The sequence below is a fragment of the Mycobacterium rhizamassiliense genome (assembly GCF_900157375.1).
Classification (GTDB): domain Bacteria; phylum Actinomycetota; class Actinomycetes; order Mycobacteriales; family Mycobacteriaceae; genus Mycobacterium; species Mycobacterium rhizamassiliense.
Window position 1 is genome coordinate 4,493,639 of sequence record NZ_LT721901.1, and the last position, 14,773, is coordinate 4,508,411.

Annotated in this window: 16 protein-coding genes; 7 read left to right on the forward strand and 9 right to left on the reverse strand. The window is 65.2% G+C overall.

Features of this window, described 5'->3' with window-relative positions:
- Positions 1-83 precede the first annotated feature (83 nt).
- Positions 84-866, forward strand: a complete 783-nt coding sequence (locus MRAB57_RS21645; protein WP_077089164.1) for an SDR family oxidoreductase — start codon at positions 84-86, stop codon at positions 864-866.
- Here MRAB57_RS21645 and MRAB57_RS21650 read toward each other — a convergent pair.
- The 7 genes from MRAB57_RS21650 to MRAB57_RS21680 all read right to left on the reverse strand — a co-directional run bounded on the left by MRAB57_RS21650 (position 859) and on the right by MRAB57_RS21680 (position 7,775).
- Positions 859-3,759, reverse strand: a complete 2,901-nt coding sequence (locus MRAB57_RS21650; RefSeq protein WP_077089165.1) for an MMPL/RND family transporter — start codon at positions 3,757-3,759, stop codon at positions 859-861. The two genes, MRAB57_RS21645 and MRAB57_RS21650, sit on opposite strands and share 8 nt — an antisense overlap.
- A complete protein-coding gene (locus tag MRAB57_RS21655; RefSeq protein ID WP_077090755.1) occupies positions 3,756-4,172 on the reverse strand; it encodes an MmpS family transport accessory protein in 417 nt (138 codons plus the stop codon). Before MRAB57_RS21655 ends, MRAB57_RS21650 begins: the two co-directional genes overlap by 4 nt.
- 277 nt (positions 4,173-4,449) lie before the next feature.
- Positions 4,450-5,058 (reverse strand): TetR/AcrR family transcriptional regulator, encoded by a 609-nt coding sequence (locus MRAB57_RS21660; protein ID WP_077089166.1) that lies wholly within the window; start codon positions 5,056-5,058, stop codon positions 4,450-4,452.
- Between the two features lie 47 nt (positions 5,059-5,105).
- Entirely contained in the window at positions 5,106-6,035 is a 930-nt protein-coding gene (locus MRAB57_RS21665) for an alpha/beta hydrolase (protein WP_077089167.1), read from the reverse strand.
- 14 nt (positions 6,036-6,049) lie between these two features.
- On the reverse strand, positions 6,050-6,673 hold the full coding sequence (locus tag MRAB57_RS21670) for a hypothetical protein (protein WP_077089168.1): 624 nt from the start codon (positions 6,671-6,673) through the stop codon (positions 6,050-6,052).
- Positions 6,670-7,272, reverse strand: coding sequence for a methylated-DNA--[protein]-cysteine S-methyltransferase (locus MRAB57_RS21675; RefSeq protein WP_077089169.1), 603 nt, complete (start codon positions 7,270-7,272; stop codon positions 6,670-6,672). The genes MRAB57_RS21670 and MRAB57_RS21675 overlap by 4 nt, the downstream gene beginning before the upstream one ends.
- Positions 7,269-7,775, reverse strand: coding sequence for an RNA polymerase sigma factor (locus MRAB57_RS21680; RefSeq protein ID WP_077089170.1), 507 nt, complete (start codon positions 7,773-7,775; stop codon positions 7,269-7,271). The genes MRAB57_RS21675 and MRAB57_RS21680 overlap by 4 nt, the downstream gene beginning before the upstream one ends.
- A 155-nt stretch (positions 7,776-7,930) precedes the next feature.
- On the opposite strand from MRAB57_RS21680, the gene MRAB57_RS21685 reads away from it, so the two are divergent.
- The 5 genes from MRAB57_RS21685 (at position 7,931) to MRAB57_RS21705 (ending at position 10,976) form a co-directional block, all read left to right on the forward strand.
- Positions 7,931-8,443 (forward strand): methylated-DNA--[protein]-cysteine S-methyltransferase, encoded by a 513-nt coding sequence (locus tag MRAB57_RS21685; protein WP_077089171.1) that lies wholly within the window; start codon positions 7,931-7,933, stop codon positions 8,441-8,443.
- Positions 8,443-9,150 carry a 2OG-Fe(II) oxygenase gene (locus tag MRAB57_RS21690; RefSeq protein WP_077089172.1) on the forward strand — a complete coding sequence of 236 codons (708 nt, stop codon included), beginning with the start codon at positions 8,443-8,445 and terminating at the stop codon, positions 9,148-9,150. Before MRAB57_RS21685 ends, MRAB57_RS21690 begins: the two co-directional genes overlap by 1 nt.
- Positions 9,151-9,185: 35 nt before the next feature.
- Positions 9,186-9,851, forward strand: a complete 666-nt coding sequence (locus tag MRAB57_RS21695) for a nitroreductase family protein (RefSeq protein WP_077090756.1) — start codon at positions 9,186-9,188, stop codon at positions 9,849-9,851.
- A 189-nt stretch (positions 9,852-10,040) separates the two neighbouring features.
- The gene (locus tag MRAB57_RS21700) at positions 10,041-10,619 is read left to right on the forward strand and encodes a carboxymuconolactone decarboxylase family protein (protein ID WP_077089173.1); all 579 of its coding nucleotides are present in this window, start codon (positions 10,041-10,043) and stop codon (positions 10,617-10,619) included.
- A 126-nt stretch (positions 10,620-10,745) separates the two neighbouring features.
- The gene (locus MRAB57_RS21705; protein WP_077089174.1) at positions 10,746-10,976 is read left to right on the forward strand and encodes a DUF6400 family protein; all 231 of its coding nucleotides are present in this window, start codon (positions 10,746-10,748) and stop codon (positions 10,974-10,976) included.
- Between the two features lie 277 nt (positions 10,977-11,253).
- Here MRAB57_RS21705 and MRAB57_RS21715 read toward each other — a convergent pair whose 3' ends face one another.
- Together MRAB57_RS21715 and MRAB57_RS21720 are read right to left on the reverse strand one after the other, a co-directional pair.
- Positions 11,254-12,282 carry a CobW family GTP-binding protein gene (locus tag MRAB57_RS21715; protein WP_077089176.1) on the reverse strand — a complete coding sequence of 343 codons (1,029 nt, stop codon included), beginning with the start codon at positions 12,280-12,282 and terminating at the stop codon, positions 11,254-11,256.
- A gap of 434 nt (positions 12,283-12,716) precedes the next feature.
- Positions 12,717-13,328 (reverse strand): TetR/AcrR family transcriptional regulator, encoded by a 612-nt coding sequence (locus tag MRAB57_RS21720; protein WP_077089177.1) that lies wholly within the window; start codon positions 13,326-13,328, stop codon positions 12,717-12,719.
- A 105-nt stretch (positions 13,329-13,433) separates the two neighbouring features.
- Between MRAB57_RS21720 and MRAB57_RS21725 the strand changes: the two genes are divergently transcribed.
- Complete coding sequence (locus tag MRAB57_RS21725) at positions 13,434-14,771, forward strand: cytochrome P450 (protein ID WP_083743492.1); 1,338 nt, start codon at positions 13,434-13,436, stop codon at positions 14,769-14,771.
- Positions 14,772-14,773: the final 2 nt, after the last annotated feature.

Here is a 14,773-nt window from a genome sequence, read left to right on the forward strand (position 1 = left end):
GTCCCGGCTGCCGGGAGGGCGGGATGCCCACGCGGTGGGCCGGACGCATACTCGACTCGCACCGACACGACAGGAGAGATGCAGTGGCAGAACGGTTAGCGGGCAAGGTCGCGCTCATCAGCGGCGGCGCGCGGGGGATGGGCGCCTCGCACGTGCGGACGATGGTGGCCGAGGGCGCCAAGGTCGTGTTCGGCGACATCCTCGACGATGAGGGCAAGGCGGTGGCCGCCGAGGTCGGCGACGCGGTCCGCTATCTGCACCTCGACGTGACGAAGCCCGAGGATTGGGACGCGGCGGTCGCCACCGCGCTCAACGAGTTCGGCCGCATCGACGTGCTGGTGAACAACGCGGGCATCATCAACGTCGGCTCCTTCGACGACTACGCGCTCTCGGAGTGGCAGCGCATCCTCGACATCAACCTGACCGGAGTGTTCCTCGGCATCCGTGCGGTGGCGAAACCCATGAAGGAAGCCGGGCGCGGATCGATCATCAACATCTCCTCGATCGAGGGGATCGCGGGCACCATCGCCTGCCACGGCTATGTCGCAACGAAATTCGGCGTTCGCGGGCTGACGAAGTCGGCGGCCCTGGAACTGGGACCCAGCGGAATCCGGGTGAACTCAATTCATCCCGGACTCATCAAGACCCCGATGACCGACTGGGTTCCCGACGATCTCTTCCACACCGCGCTGGGTCGGGCCGCTCAGCCGGTGGAGGTCTCCAACCTGGTGATCTACCTGGCCAGCGACGAGTCCAGCTACTCGACCGGCTCGGAGTTCGTGGTCGACGGCGGCACCACCGCAGGCCTCGCGCACAAGGACTTCGACAACGTCGAGACCGGCGAGCAACCGGAGTGGGTTACGTAGCGGCGGTTACCGATTCGGCCTTCTCGGCCGGCTTCGGCCAGGGCGCGGGGGCCGGGCGTTGCCGGACCCGCTGCGGCCACCAGAACCACTTGCCCAGCAGCGCGGCGATGGACGGCGTCATCAACGACCGGACGATCAGGGTGTCGAAGAGCAGACCGAGGCCGATGGTGGTACCCACCTGACCGATGACGGTCAGCTCACTGACGGCCATCGTCATCATCGTGAAGGCGAAGACCAGTCCGGCCGAGGTGACCACCGACCCGGTGCCGCCCATCGATCGGATGATGCCGGTGTTCAAGCCGGCGTGGATCTCCTCCTTGAAGCGTGCCACCAGCAGCAGGTTGTAGTCGGCACCGACGGCGAGCAGGATGATGACCGACATCGCGAGCACCATCCAGTGCAGTTCGATGCCGATGATGTGTTGCCAGATCAGCACTGAAAGCCCGAAGGACGCTCCCAACGACAGCAACACGGTGCCCACGATGACCGCGGACGCCACCACACCCCGGGTGATGATCAGCATGATGATGAAAATCAGGCACAGCGAAGCGATTCCGGCGATCAGCAGGTCGTAGGTGTTGCCGTCACTGAGGTCCTTGAAGATTGCCGCGGTGCCCGCGAGGTAGATCTTCGAACCCTCCAGCGGCGTGCCCTTGATCGACTCGTAGGCGGCCTTCTTGATGGCGGCGATGTGCGAAATGCCTTCCTGCGACATCGGATCGCCGTCGTGGCTGATGATGAAGCGGACCGCATGGCCGTCGGGAGAGATGAAGTTCTTCATGCCCTTCTTGAACTCTTTGTTGTTGAAGGTCTCCGGCGGCAGGTAGAACGAGTCGTCGTTCTTGGACGCATCGAACGCCTTGCCCATGGCGTTGGAGTTCTTCTGCGCCTCGCTCTGCTGATCCTGCAGACCCTTTTGGGTCGAATACATGGTCAGCATCGTGGTTTTCATGGCCTTCATGTTTTCGAGCATGGCGGGCATCAGCGCCACCATCTGCGGCATCACGGTGTCGAGATGATCCATGATCGGCAGCAGGCTCTGGATGTCATCGGTCATCGTGTCCACGCCGTCGAAGAGATCGAAGACCGATCGCAGCGAGAAGCACACCGGGATGTCGAAGCAGTGCTTTTCCCAATAGAAGTAGCTACGGAGCGGCCGGAAGAAGTCCTCGAAATCGGCCATGTGGTCACGTAATTCAGCAACATCGAGGGTCATGGCGTGCATCTTGCCGACCATCTGATGCATGTCGTTGGCCATCTGCGCGGTGATGTCGGACATCTTCTGCATGCTGTCGATGGTGGTCTGCATCATGTCGGCCTGCTTGAGCATGTCGGCCATCTGGTCTTCTTGGTACTTCTGGTTCATCTGCTGGCTGACGCCCTGCATGCTGATCTGGAACGGGATCGAGGTGTGCTCAATCGGGGTGCCCTCGGGCCGGGTGATGGCCTGCACGCGGCCGATTCCCGGCACCCGGAAGATCGTCTTCGCGATCTTGTCGATGACCAGGAAGTCCGCCGAGTTACGAAGATCGTGATCGCTGTCGATCATCAGCACTTCGGGATTCATCCGCGCATGCGAAAAATGCCGATCGGCGGCCGCGTACCCCTCGTTGGCGGGTAGATCGGCGGGCAGATAGTTGCGGTCGTTGTAGTTGGTGCGGTATCCGGGCAGCGTCAGCAACCCGACGAGTGCTATCCCGATCGTCATGACCAGGATCGGCCCGGGCCAGCGCACGATGACGGCTCCGACCTTGCGCCACATGCGAATACGCTGGGTTCGTTTCGGTTCGAGCGTCTTGCCGAAACGCGTGGCCAGTGAGATGACCGCCGGACCCAGCGTCAACGCCGCCAACACGACGACCACCATGCCGACGGCCAGCGGGATACCCAGCGTTTGAAAATAGGGCAGGTTGGTGAAGTGCAGGCAGAGCGTCGCGCCCGCGATGGTCAACCCTGAGCCCAGCACCACGTGTGCGGTGCCGTGGAACATGTCGTAATAGGCGCCTTCACGGGAGTGGCCCTTGCCCCGGGCTTCCTGATATCGGCCGATCAAAAAGATCGCATAGTCGGTGGCGGCCGCGATCCCCAACGTGACGATCAGGTTGGTCGCGAACGTCGAGAGCCCAATGATGTTGTGGTAGCCCAGGAACGCCACCATCCCGCGCGCGGCCGACAGCTCGAAAACCACCATCACCATCGTGAGCAACACCGTGACGATCGACCGGTAGACCAACAGCATCATCGCGATGATCACGGTGAACGTGCACATCGTGATGACCTGCACGCTGCGGTCACCGGCCATGTGCTGATCCGCTGACAGGGCCGCGGGTCCGGTGACGTAGGCCTTCACCCCGCTGGGCGCGGGCACGCTTTTGACGATGTTCTGGACGGACTCGACCGACTCGTTCGCCAGGGACTCGCCCTGGTTACCGGCCAGGTAGACCTGCACATAGGCGGCCTTGCCGTCGTTGCTCTGCGCGCCGGCCCCGGTCAGCGGATCGCTCCACATATCCTGAACGTGCTCAACGTGTTTGGTGTCGGTGTCGAGCTTCGCGACGATCTTGTCGTAATAGGCGTGCGAATCGGCGCCCAGCGGCTGCTGGCCCTCCAGGACGATCATGATCGAGCTGTTGGACTTGTACTCGTTGAACACCGCACCCATGCGCTTGGTCGCAACGACCGATTGCGCATCGTCGGGGGCCATCGATACCGAGCGCATCTTCCCGACCGTGTCCAGGTCGGGGGCGGCCATGCTGAGCACCGCGATGATCGCGACCCAGCCCAGGATGACCAGTACGGCGTACTTCCGGATGAAGCGCGGAATCGCGGCCGGCTCTTCGGATTTGGCGACGGGAATGGTGTCGGTCTTGGCGTCGTCGATCGATGTGCTCATGCGGATTTCACCAAGCAGAAGGTCAGGGCGTGCACGCCGGTGGATACTTTCTCGTCCTTGACTTCGTCATCGATGGTGATGCGGCACCCGAGGGAGTCGCCGTCGCTTTGCGCCGAGAGATTGGGGAAGACCGAAGGTGCGGTCGTGCTGAGCACCAGCGTCCAGGGCAGCGGCGCGCCGTCGACCCGCTTCGGGTCGGCGGATAGATCCAAGTAGTTCACGTTGGCGTGGCTAGCCGAGCCGAAGACCTCGTACTTGACGACCTTGGGCTTGAACGGCTTGGAATCGTCGAGCCGAGGACTGGTCAACACGCCGGTGTCGTTGGCGCCGAAGAACGACTTGACCCGGACCACCGCAAAGCCGCCGACCATCACGACCGCCACGATCAACAGCGGCAACCATGCGTTGCGCATCAGCTTCTGCAACTGCAACTACCCGATTCCCTTCTCGTCACGGTGACCGGGATGTGCCCCGCGCCCGCGCCGCCCGCAGTCGGGGTCGCGCGCGCGTCGACCAACCCGGCGTCAAAACCCGTCGATTGCTGTGGTTTGCGCGCTGGACCGTCAGGCGCAGATGCAGCTGCCCGTGCGCACCTGCGGCCGGTGCCGGTTGTCATGTACCCCCAGCAGCGCATAGTACATGATGTGCATATCTTGCACTGTATGCAACATAGGCCGGCGGTGTTTCAGATCACTTCGTAAAGATGCTGTTCACGAGGGTGGCGGCGCGCTCGACATACGGCATCGGCGTGTCGTCGGGATCGCATGGCTCGCCGCTTGCCCACTTTTCGATGCCCGAGCGCACGGCCGTCAGCGCCAGCGCCGAGATCAAGGCGGCCATTTCGTCGTCGGGTTGCATGCCCTGGCGGCGGACGATGATATCGATTAGCTGGTGCTGGAACCGCTCCAGGTCGGCGAGGAAGGCCGCGAGCACGGCGGGCGAGGTTTTGGCGAGTTCCAGCATGTGGGCGGCCTGCTTGCGTGGCGGAGGTACGTCGCGGAGGTGGTGCGCCGCCAGGGTGATCAGTTCTGCCAGCACGACCGAGTACGGGGCGGGCCCGGCGGCGACGTAATCCGCGACCAGCTCGGGCGGGATGTCGGAGGGGCCGTAAGCGATCGCGGACTCTTTGTTCGGGAAGTAGTTGAAGAACGTGCGCGTCGAAATGCCGGCCTCGGCGCAGATCTCGTCGATGGTCACCTTGTCGAAGCCGCGCTCCAGCGCGAGGTGCGCAGCGGCATCACGGATGTCTGCGCTGGTCTGGCGGCGACGGCGCTCGCGCAGCCCCAACTGATCGGCCATAGCCAACATAGTTGCACGTTCTGCAGACTTTGCAGTCGTATGGCCGGTTATTTCGTGGGTGTGGCCAGAGCGCTCCAGAGGTGATCGCGCTGGCTGGCGAAGAAGTTCACCGAGATCGGTGCCTTGTCGGCGATCAGGTCGAACGCATGAAACGCGCCGGGGACTATCTCCTCGTGCACCGGCACCCCGGCCTCGCGCAGGCGCCGCGCGTAGTCCTGGCACTCCGGATAGAACAGGTCCAGGGTGCCGACGCCGATCCACGCCGGGGGCAGCCCGGACAGGTCTTCCCGGCGCCCCGGCGCGGCCTCAGTGGGGTCCGCGCCGTTGAGATACCACTTCCACGCCCGCTGATTGTCGTCTTCGGTCCACATGATCCGCTTGGCGCCATCACCGTTGGCACCGGTGCGGTCGTCCAGCATGGGATACACCAGCAGCTGGTAGGCGAGCTTGACGTCGCTGCGGTCGTGTGCCCGCTGCGCCAACGCCGCCGCGAAGTTTCCGCCGGCACTGGCTCCGCCGACCGCCAGTCGATCCGGGTCCACCCAGGATTGGCGCGCCAGCCATTGCAACGCGGCATGGCAGTCCTCGAGCGGTGTCGGATACGGATGCTCGGGGGCGACGCGGTATTCGACCGCCGCTACCGCGACGCCGGTGACGCGAGACAGCTTGCGGCAGAACTTGTCGTCCTGCACCGCGGTGCCCATGATCGTGCCGCCACCGTGGATCCACAGCAGCGCCGGCGTCGGGCCCGCTACGCCGTCCGGGCGGTGCAGCCGAACCGTGACGTGCTCGTTGACGGCGACGACCGGTACGTGGCGCAGCCGGCCCGCGGAACCCATGAGGCGCATCAGGGCCCGCTGCACTTTGTAGCCGCGATGCAGCGCGTAACCCCGGGGCAGAAAGCGGGCGACGTTACGCAGCTCAGGATTCAGCGCCTGCCGTGAAGTAAAGGAATTTTCGGAAACTCTGTTCGCCATGACTGCTCTTTCGTTCAGCGGGCCGAATCGTCAATCTGCGCAGGGTAACCGGCCCTCAGTATTCCCGCGGTCGAAGGTGGAGTGAGGACTGTGGCGGTGCCCGCCCCGGGTCGGGGCAGTTTGTCCCGATACATGTTGTCGCACCGGTCCCATACCGCTAGCCGATCGCCGACCACGACGGCGGGTCCGGCGTCGGTGCCGACAAAGACGCCGTCGGGCAGGCCATTCCACGGCGCGCGATGGCCGGACGCGCAGGTCCGTTCGCGGTGCAGCCGGTCGTCCATTTCCTTGGCGTAAGGCATTGCCCCACGATGAGTTTCGGCCCACAACGTTCGGTACTCCGTATAGGCGCGGTGCCGGCACTCCGCGCAGGGCCGGTGCCCGGCGGCCAGCGCGACGGCCTCGTCGAGGAAAAACAACGGCGTGTAGCGGTTGGGTTCCCACTGCGCCACCCGCCGGCCCCGAAACGACAGGGCGCAGGTGATCCAGGCCTTGTGCTGATGATTGCGCACGATGTCGCGGGTGCCGCGGCCCTGATGCAATCGCCCGCGGTTGCCCATCCAGGCGCCGCGGCCCGGGGTGGCGATGATCTCGCCGAGCGGGGAGACCCGATTGCGTGCCGGCGGGTGTGTCGTCATTGCGTCCGCTCGAGGTCGAGCAACACGCGTTTGGCGACGGGGCCGCCGCGGTAGGCGCCGATCGCCCCGTCGGAGCGGATCACCCGGTGGCACGGAACGACGATCGGGATCGGGTTGGTCGCACACGCAGTGCCGACGGCGCGGACCGCCCTAGGAGATCCGGACAGCTCGGCCAGGGCCGCATAGCTCGCCGTAAGGCCGTAGCTGACGTCGGTGTTGAGGTGCTCCAGCACCGTGCGCCGAAAGCCCTGCGAGAGAGACCAATCCAGCACAACATCGAACCGATGCCGGCTCCCTGCGAAGTATTCGTCGAGTTGCCGAGCGATGGAATCCAGGCGCGCGGGCGCTTCCAGCACCCGCGGGCTGAGGCGTTGGGACAGGGTGAGCAGGACGTCGTCGTGACCTTCGCTGGCGAAGGCCAGCCGGACCAGTCCGCGTGTGGTGGCCGCCAGCAGCAGCGGCCCGACGGCGGAATCGACGGTCCGATAGGCGATGTCGAGCAGATCGCCGGTGTTGGCCTCTCGCTCGAGCCGCGCGTGCAGGCGCTGGAGGTGATCTGGGTCGACGGGGAAGTGCTCGGTGAGCTCGAAGGTGGTCATTGGCTTCTCCTCGGGTTGTCGATGCGCGGATAGGTTCGGCGCAGGGTGGCGATGCCGTCGGCGGCGGCGCGGCGCGCGGCCGCCACGCTGCTGTCGAGGATCGTGGCGATCTCGGCATAGGGCAGGCCCGCCAGGTAGTGGTAGGCCACCGCCTGGCGCTGCTTGGGGGGCAGTGCACTCACGGCGGCGTCCAGGTCGAGGTCGCGGTGGTCGGCCCCTTCTCCGCCGGGGGAGTCGGGGGTGTCAGCGATCGGCGTGGCCCGCCGCGACTTCGCGCGGGCGATGTCGATGGCTTTGCGGTGCGCGATCGTCACCAGCCATGCCTCGACGTTGGCGTCGGCAGGCAGCTGCGGGTAGGCCTGCATGGCGGCCAGAAAGGTATCCGACCACGCGTCATCGGCATCGGTCGGGCCGACCACCGCTCGCGCCACCCGCAGCACCGTGGCGCCGTGCCGCGCGACCACTGCCTCGAACGGTGGCTGGAAGTACTGCGTGGTCTTCACCGTTGTGGTCCTCTGCGGAAAGTAGCGACTTCACTAGGAAGACGCCGGCACACCGTGAAACGTGAGAAAGCAATTCCGCGTTCAGCATATTTCTGCCCGCGCGCACCTCACGTTTACGGGCGGGCGGTCGTCTACCTTGAGAGGAGGTTGAACGGATGACAACACGGCATGTGGTGATCGACAGTCCATTGGGCGAGCTGACGGTGGCCGCCAGAGGTAACGCGTTGACCGGTGTGTATTTCCGGCACCACTGGCATCCACCCACGGCCCAGGCCCTGGGCCCGCGCGTGGAACCGGGGGCGGACGAACTACTGGGCCGCGCCGCCGAACAGCTCCGCGAATACCTCGCCGGGGAGCGGAACCAGTTCGACGTCCCGGTGGCGTTGACGGGCGACCCACGGCACCGGCGCGTGTGGGATCTGCTTGCCGGCATCGGGTACGGGCAGACCAAGACCTACGGCGAACTGGCGGCCGAACTGGGCGATGGGACCATGGCCTACGAGGTCGGTCAAGCCGTCGGGCGCAACCCGCTCAGCATCGTCGTGCCCTGCCATCGGGTCGTCGGAAAGGACGGGGCGCTCACCGGTTACGCGGGCGGCCTGAAACGCAAACGGTTTCTGTTGGAGCTCGAAGAACCGGCACCGGCCGTCGCTGGCAAGCTGTTCTGATGTCTTGGTGCGAGCGCGTCGGCGCCGCTGACTGGGAAGCGGTCGCCGCCGACATGGACGAGGTCGGCGGCGCGCTGCTGCCACGGCTGCTCACGCCCGCCGAGTGTGCTTCGCTGGTGGGGCTTTACGCCGACGACCGATTGTTTCGTGCCGTGGTCGACATGGGCCGCCACCGCTACGGCGAAGGAGAGTACCGGTACTTCAAAGCGCCGTACCCGCGCCCGATCGAAGAGCTGAAACAGGCACTCTACCCGCGGCTATTGCCGATCGCTCGCGACTGGTGGGCCCGGCTGGGGCGCGACGCCCCGTGGCCGGACACGCTCGACGAATGGCTGGACATGTGCCACCGTGCCGAGCAAACCAAACCCACCGCGCTGATGCTCAAATACGGGCCGGGCGACTGGAATGCCTTGCACCGAGACCTCTACGGGGATCTCGTCTTTCCGCTGCAGGTCGTCGTCAACCTCAGCGAGCCCGGAGTAGACCACACCGGGGGTGAATTCCTGCTCGTCGAGCAACGCGCCCGGGCGCAGTCGCGCGGGACGGCCACCACACTTCCGCAGGGGCACGGCTACGTCTTCACCACCAGGGAACGCCCGATCCGGTCGACCAGGGGGTGGTCGGCCGCGCCGGTACGCCACGGGGTGTCCGCGGTCCGCTCCGGCCAGCGCTACACGCTGGGGATGATCTTCCACGACGCCGCCTGAGTGCGTGCGGCGCCGCTTGCGGCACCATGGTGGTCATGGAGTTGTACGACGTCATGCGATCCACGTCCGCGGTCCGCGAGTTCACCGATGATCCACTTCCCGACGAGGTCCTCGGCAGGATCCTCGACAACGCCCGGTTCGCGCCGACCGGCGGCAACCGGCAGGGCGTGCGCATCATCGTGATTCGCGATCAGGACACCCGATCCGCGCTGGCCGACCTGGGACTTCCGGCGGCTCGCCGGTACACGGCCCAGCTCGCGAACGGCGAATCGCCGTGGAACCCGTTGCAGCCCACCGCGATAGCCGCCTCGACGATCGAGCAGACGGAGGTGCCGGCGCCGATGTCGGCTCCGCTCCGTGAGGCACAGGTGGCGCTGGTGATCTGCCTGGACCTCGCCGTCGTGGCCGCGACCGATCAGGATCTCGACCGCATCGCCGTGGTGCCGGGCGCGTCGGTGTACCCGTTCGTGTGGAACATTCTGCTGGCCGCCCGCAACGAAGGCTACGGCGGCGTGTTGACCACGATGGCCGTGGCCCGGGAGCAGCAGGTGAAAAGCCTTCTGGGAGTGCCGGATACCTTCGCCGTCGCCGCGGTCGTGCCGCTGGGCAAGCCGGTGCATCAGGTGACGAAACTGCGCCGGCGAGCGGTCTCTGAGATCGCCACCCGCGAACGCTTCGACGGGGCAGCGTTCGACTGCTAGGCAACGAGCGCAGGATTGCGGCGGATATCCCTCGGGCACAACATGTTCCGTGCTTTGGTCCAGCCCGCCCGACGCGCTAGATACGTCACTGTGACGGTTTGATATAGCTGGCGGGTCAGAGGGGAGTGGCGTCCCGGCTCCCAGGGGGCAATACTGCAACGGGGCGGCTATACAGAGGAGACGGTTGAGTTGACACGCATTGCGCCTTCGGCGGCTTTTGCTGAAATCCCGACAGCGGATCTCGGCCAGGGAGACCGGATCAATCTCGGCGTGGCCGGCATCATGGGCCGGCTGCCCGCGGTGGCCGAAGCGCTCGGCGCCTTGACCGATGCACTGCGCGGCGCCGGCACGTTATCGCCGCGGCTTCTCGAATTGGTGCGCCTGCGGATCGCATTTTTCAACCAGTGCCGAAGCTGCATAGCGGTGCGCTACCAGAGCGCCATCGACGACGGGCTCGACGAGGGCGCGGTCTGCTCGTTGGAACGGCCCGCCGACGCGGACAACCTTTCCGCCGCCGAGCAGGCCGCGCTGGGGTTCGCCGAGTTGTTCGCTACCAACCATCTCGCCATCGATGACGCTGTCTACGACGGATTGCGCGAGCACTTCACCGAGGACCAGCTCGTCGAACTCGGCCTACACTGCGCGATTGCGTTAGGCGTCGGACGCCTGTCGGCGACATGGGACGTCATCGAGGACCTTCCCGAGTCGACCGGTTCGGCCGATCGCGCGGCGCCGTGGAACTCCGCATCGGTGGTCGCATCGGGCTAGGGCCCACCGCACGGCGCTTCCGCTGTGACGAAGTTCAACCGGTAACCGTGACGCACGTCATAGCCCGCCAAGCGTGAATTGAGCCATCCTGGCCCTTCGTTCGTCTATCTAACGGCTGGGAGCACGATGGCCAACTTCGACTATGCCTATGACCTGACCCTCGACGAAGCGCGTAGACGCAGCGCAGTGCTCGAGACGCTAGGTGACGACTGGGACCCTGTCGCTGTGCTCGCCGAGGAAGAGAAGGCCTACGACATGCTGTACTCGGATTTGGACGCGGAGCAGCAACGCGTCTACGACGAACTGGTCCGCGCCGGCGTCCTGCCCGAGCGGACAATTGCTCGTGCTGCCGATTGATCCGACCGCGGACCGCAGCCGCCGCGCATGGCTGCCTTGCCCGTGCTGCGATCACGCCGCCAAGTGTGGCGATTGCCGGGCTCCCCGAAACTGCGAAACGCACTGGCAGTACCTGCTGAGCAACAAGGGGACGTTGGTGCACCTGCAGTGCTCGGATTGCGGATATCTCTGGTCCACCGACACGCATCGCCACATGGGCCGGCTGCACCAATAGCTCTGCGCCCCATGGCAATTCATCACAGTGACGAATCGGCAGCGGCAGACGGGATGCGGGGATCTACAGGCTGTGTCGGCGATATCGCCGAAGTCGATGACTATCGGCGAGCGTCGGCGGTCCGCTGCAAGGTCGCAGCGCGGCAGTGAGCCGGCTGCGCACGGCGTCGGCGTCGAGGCCCATTCCGATCGCGACGAGACAGTTGGGTGAGGCGCCAGGCAGTGCGTTCGCAATGTGGATCGACGTGCCGACCAGGTTCACCACAAAGACCGGCGCGGCCTTTCCGTATCGCATGACCACGGCTCCCTTGAGCCGATATACCCCTGGTGGCGGGTCTTCGAGCAGGTCGATGAGTGCGCCCGGATCGATTTCACCCTCGCTCACGGAGGTGACCGAGTCGGCATGCGAAGTGTCGTGATCGTGGGCCGCCGGACCGGTCGCGGCATCGACGAGCAGTTCGCGCAACGAGAGCTGGCCCGGTTCCTCGTGCGTTCCCGGTGCGTCGAAAAGGAGGCCGGGATCGATCCGGCCGCCGACCGCACCGACGACGACGGCACGTGGATTACGCTCTCGCACCCGGCTTTCCACCCGCTCAGTCATCTCAGTCCGATCATCGCGGGGGAGTTGGTCAAGTTTGTTGACCACAACCAGGGAGGTCGCTCCGTAGCGCGCGGGCGGCGTCTGGCCGACGTCGACGGTGTCGAAGTGGTTCGCGGCGTCGACGACATCGACGAGCCCGCCGAATCGCACGCCGGCGACTTCGCTGAAGCCGATCATTCGGGCGACCGCGACGGGTTCGGCCAGCCCGCTGGCCTCGACGATGATCGCATCCAAATTGAGTCGCGGATCGGCGAGCTTGGCCAAAGCCTCGTCGATCCCGCCGTCGTCGGGCAGGCAGCAGATGCAACCGCCGGCGATCGATGCTGGCTCATCGACCTGTCCGGTCACCAGCATGGCGTCGACGTTCAGTTCACCGAAATCGTTGATGATCACGCCGATCCTGGCTCCAGGACTGCGGAGCACGTGATTGAGCAGACTCGTTTTGCCGGCGCCGAGATAGCCCGTCAAGCCGATCACAGGGATTGCCCGCACACCCCGTCCTTCCGTCCTGCCGGGCCCGGCTGCTGTCGGGGCGCGGCAAGGCAATGCTAATGATTTTCAATAAGCGCGCAACGAGGCGGGTCGCAGTCGACTCCACGCGGAGCTCCAAATGCGCTGCGGCCCAGTATAATTCGTCACAGTGACGTATTGGGGGCGATATGGCGGAAGGGGCGATGGGTGGTCCGGGTGCCGGCTTTGGGGGTTGGTCAGGGTTGGCTCGCGCAGATCTCGCGCCGACCGATCGGCCGGGCCGCCGGGGCGCGGTTCGTTGCAGTCGTGGTGTCGGGGTTGGACGCGCCAATCAATCGAGCGGGATGTGGCGGGCGCGAACGTCGAGCGGCCCCGCCTTGCGGCGACCAGGCATATGGCCTTTACCGATAAGCGACATTATGTCAAGTAAAGTACTGCATATTGCATCAGACGAATCATCGTCCGTCCAGCCCCAAGGGATCTGTCAGATATCGGTCGATCGTCGCGCCGATCGTGGCAGCTAGTCGGTCGGCACCGGCGGAGGCGAGTGGCTCGATTTTGAGCTGGTAGCGCGCGAACGCGAGACCGATGAGGTGGCTGGCCACCAGTTCTAGTCGCAGTTCGGCGTCTGCTACACCGAACTGCTCTTGGATGCGTTTGGCGAGTGGGCCGATCAGGCTGCTGTGCAACATGTCTCGTGCCTGCGGCAGCAGCGGCGCGGTATCCCACAGTGCGACCAGTGGCTCGAAGGCAGTGCCTTGGTCCCAGCGTCCGATGAAATGGCGCACCAGCCTGGAGCCGATGCGTTCGGGTCCTTCGTCGAGCAGGGCGGCCAGCTGGCGCAAGGGGTGCTCGGGCCCTGCGACTGAGACAGCAGTGAACAGGCCTTCTTTGTTGCCAAAAAAGTAGTAGACCATCGCGACGTCGACGTCGGCGTCGGCAGCGATGGCCCGGACCGTGGCGCGTCGGTAACCCTCGCGCATGAACCGCTCACGCGCGGCGTGCACTATCCGCTGTTTGCTTTGTTGGCCGGTACGCCATCGGCCGGCGCGCTGCCGCTCTGACATGCAACAACAATACTTCAACACTGATTGAACATTGTTTGGGCGCGGCGTACGTTGCAGCTCAGAACCGTTGAACGGGCAACGAAGCTCACTCGTAGGAGGTCTTACATGGTGCGACGGACGCTGGACCGATTCAGGTTGAGGCTTCGTTGGGCCATCTTGGACGGCCTGCCCCGCGCAGCCCTGGCGGTCCAGGCACGCTGCGGTGATCCGCTGGCCCGCTTGCTGGTTGGACCGCAGCGCGGTGGCGATCCCTACCCACTGCTCGAGCAGATCCGTGATCGCGGTCGGCTGATGCGCAAGCCGTTGGTGTGGGCCACTGCGGATCACGACCTGTGCCGAACGCTTCTGCGCGACAGCCGATTTGTCGTCACCAGCACCACGAACCTGAACCTGCCGGCCCCGCTGGCTTGGCTGATCCACCGCACCGACCCGCAGCTCGCCCACCCTGGCGAACCACCGTCCATGCTGCAAGTCGACCCGCCCGAGCACAGCCGCTACCGCCACCCTGTCGCCCACGCCTTCACCCCGAAGGCGATAGACGCATTGCGCACCCGCGTCATCGACGTGAGTACCGCGCTGCTGGATCGCATCGATTCTTCGGCCCAGTTTGATCTGATCGCCGATTACGCAGCACCACTACCCGCAGCGATCATCGCCGACATCCTCGGCATCCCTGACGGCCATCGATCGCAGATGCTCGAGCGCGGCGACAGCGGCGCCCCACTACTCGATATCGGAGTGTCCTGGAGGACGTTTCGACGTGGTATGGAGATGCTCCGCGCCAGCGGCCAGGAGATCAACGCGCAAATCGACCATCTCCGCGCCGAACCGGGCGACGGGATCTTCAGCCACATCGTCGGCCAAGGCACCCTCACCCGACACGAGCTAGCGACCACCGCCACACTGATCGCCGGCGCCGGGTTCGAAACAACGGTCAACCTCATCGGCAACGCGATCGTGCTGCTCCTGCAGCACCCCGACCAGCTCGCCATGCTGCACGCCGACCCCGACCTATGGCCAAACGCGGTCGAAGAAGTCCTACGATTCGCCTCGCCAGTGCAGATGACCTCACGCACAACCGCCTGCGACGTCGAGCTGGCCGGCCACCACATCCCCGCTCACACCACCGTGGCCCTGCTGCTCAGCGGCGCGAACCGCGACCCGAAGATCTTCACCCATCCGGCCAGCTTCGACATCACTCGGACCAACGCCAAAGAACATCTTTCATTCAGCAGCGGCATCCACGTTTGCCTCGGCGCCAGCCTTGCGCGCATGGAAGCAACCCTCGCCCTGCGCGCACTCTTCGAACGCTTCCCCACCCTTCAACTCAACGGGCAACCGTCTCGACGAAACCTCGCAACGCTCAACGGCTTCAGCCGCATACCCGCAGCACCAGGAGTCGCCCCTCATACGACCGAACCAACACCCACAACCGTGCCGTAGCC

What these genes read in the sequence shown, in the direction of transcription:
- MRAB57_RS21660 (WP_077089166.1), bottom strand. Translation starts at nt 5,058, where the DNA reads ATGGCCGATCAGTTGGGGCTGCGCGAGCGCCGTCGCCGCCAGACCAGC.
- MRAB57_RS21720 (WP_077089177.1), bottom strand. Translation starts at nt 13,328, where the DNA reads ATGTCAGAGCGGCAGCGCGCCGGCCGATGGCGTACCGGCCAACAAAGC.
- MRAB57_RS21655 (WP_077090755.1), bottom strand. Translation starts at nt 4,172, where the DNA reads ATGCGCAACGCATGGTTGCCGCTGTTGATCGTGGCGGTCGTGATGGTC.
- MRAB57_RS21665 (WP_077089167.1), bottom strand. Translation starts at nt 6,035, where the DNA reads ATGGCGAACAGAGTTTCCGAAAATTCCTTTACTTCACGGCAGGCGCTG.
- MRAB57_RS21695 (WP_077090756.1), top strand. Translation starts at nt 9,186, where the DNA reads ATGGAGTTGTACGACGTCATGCGATCCACGTCCGCGGTCCGCGAGTTC.
- MRAB57_RS21725 (WP_083743492.1), top strand. Translation starts at nt 13,434, where the DNA reads ATGGTGCGACGGACGCTGGACCGATTCAGGTTGAGGCTTCGTTGGGCC.
- MRAB57_RS21690 (WP_077089172.1), top strand. Translation starts at nt 8,443, where the DNA reads ATGTCTTGGTGCGAGCGCGTCGGCGCCGCTGACTGGGAAGCGGTCGCC.
- MRAB57_RS21650 (WP_077089165.1), bottom strand. Translation starts at nt 3,759, where the DNA reads ATGAGCACATCGATCGACGACGCCAAGACCGACACCATTCCCGTCGCC.
- MRAB57_RS21685 (WP_077089171.1), top strand. Translation starts at nt 7,931, where the DNA reads ATGACAACACGGCATGTGGTGATCGACAGTCCATTGGGCGAGCTGACG.
- MRAB57_RS21705 (WP_077089174.1), top strand. Translation starts at nt 10,746, where the DNA reads ATGGCCAACTTCGACTATGCCTATGACCTGACCCTCGACGAAGCGCGT.
- MRAB57_RS21675 (WP_077089169.1), bottom strand. Translation starts at nt 7,272, where the DNA reads ATGACCACCTTCGAGCTCACCGAGCACTTCCCCGTCGACCCAGATCAC.
- MRAB57_RS21670 (WP_077089168.1), bottom strand. Translation starts at nt 6,673, where the DNA reads ATGACGACACACCCGCCGGCACGCAATCGGGTCTCCCCGCTCGGCGAG.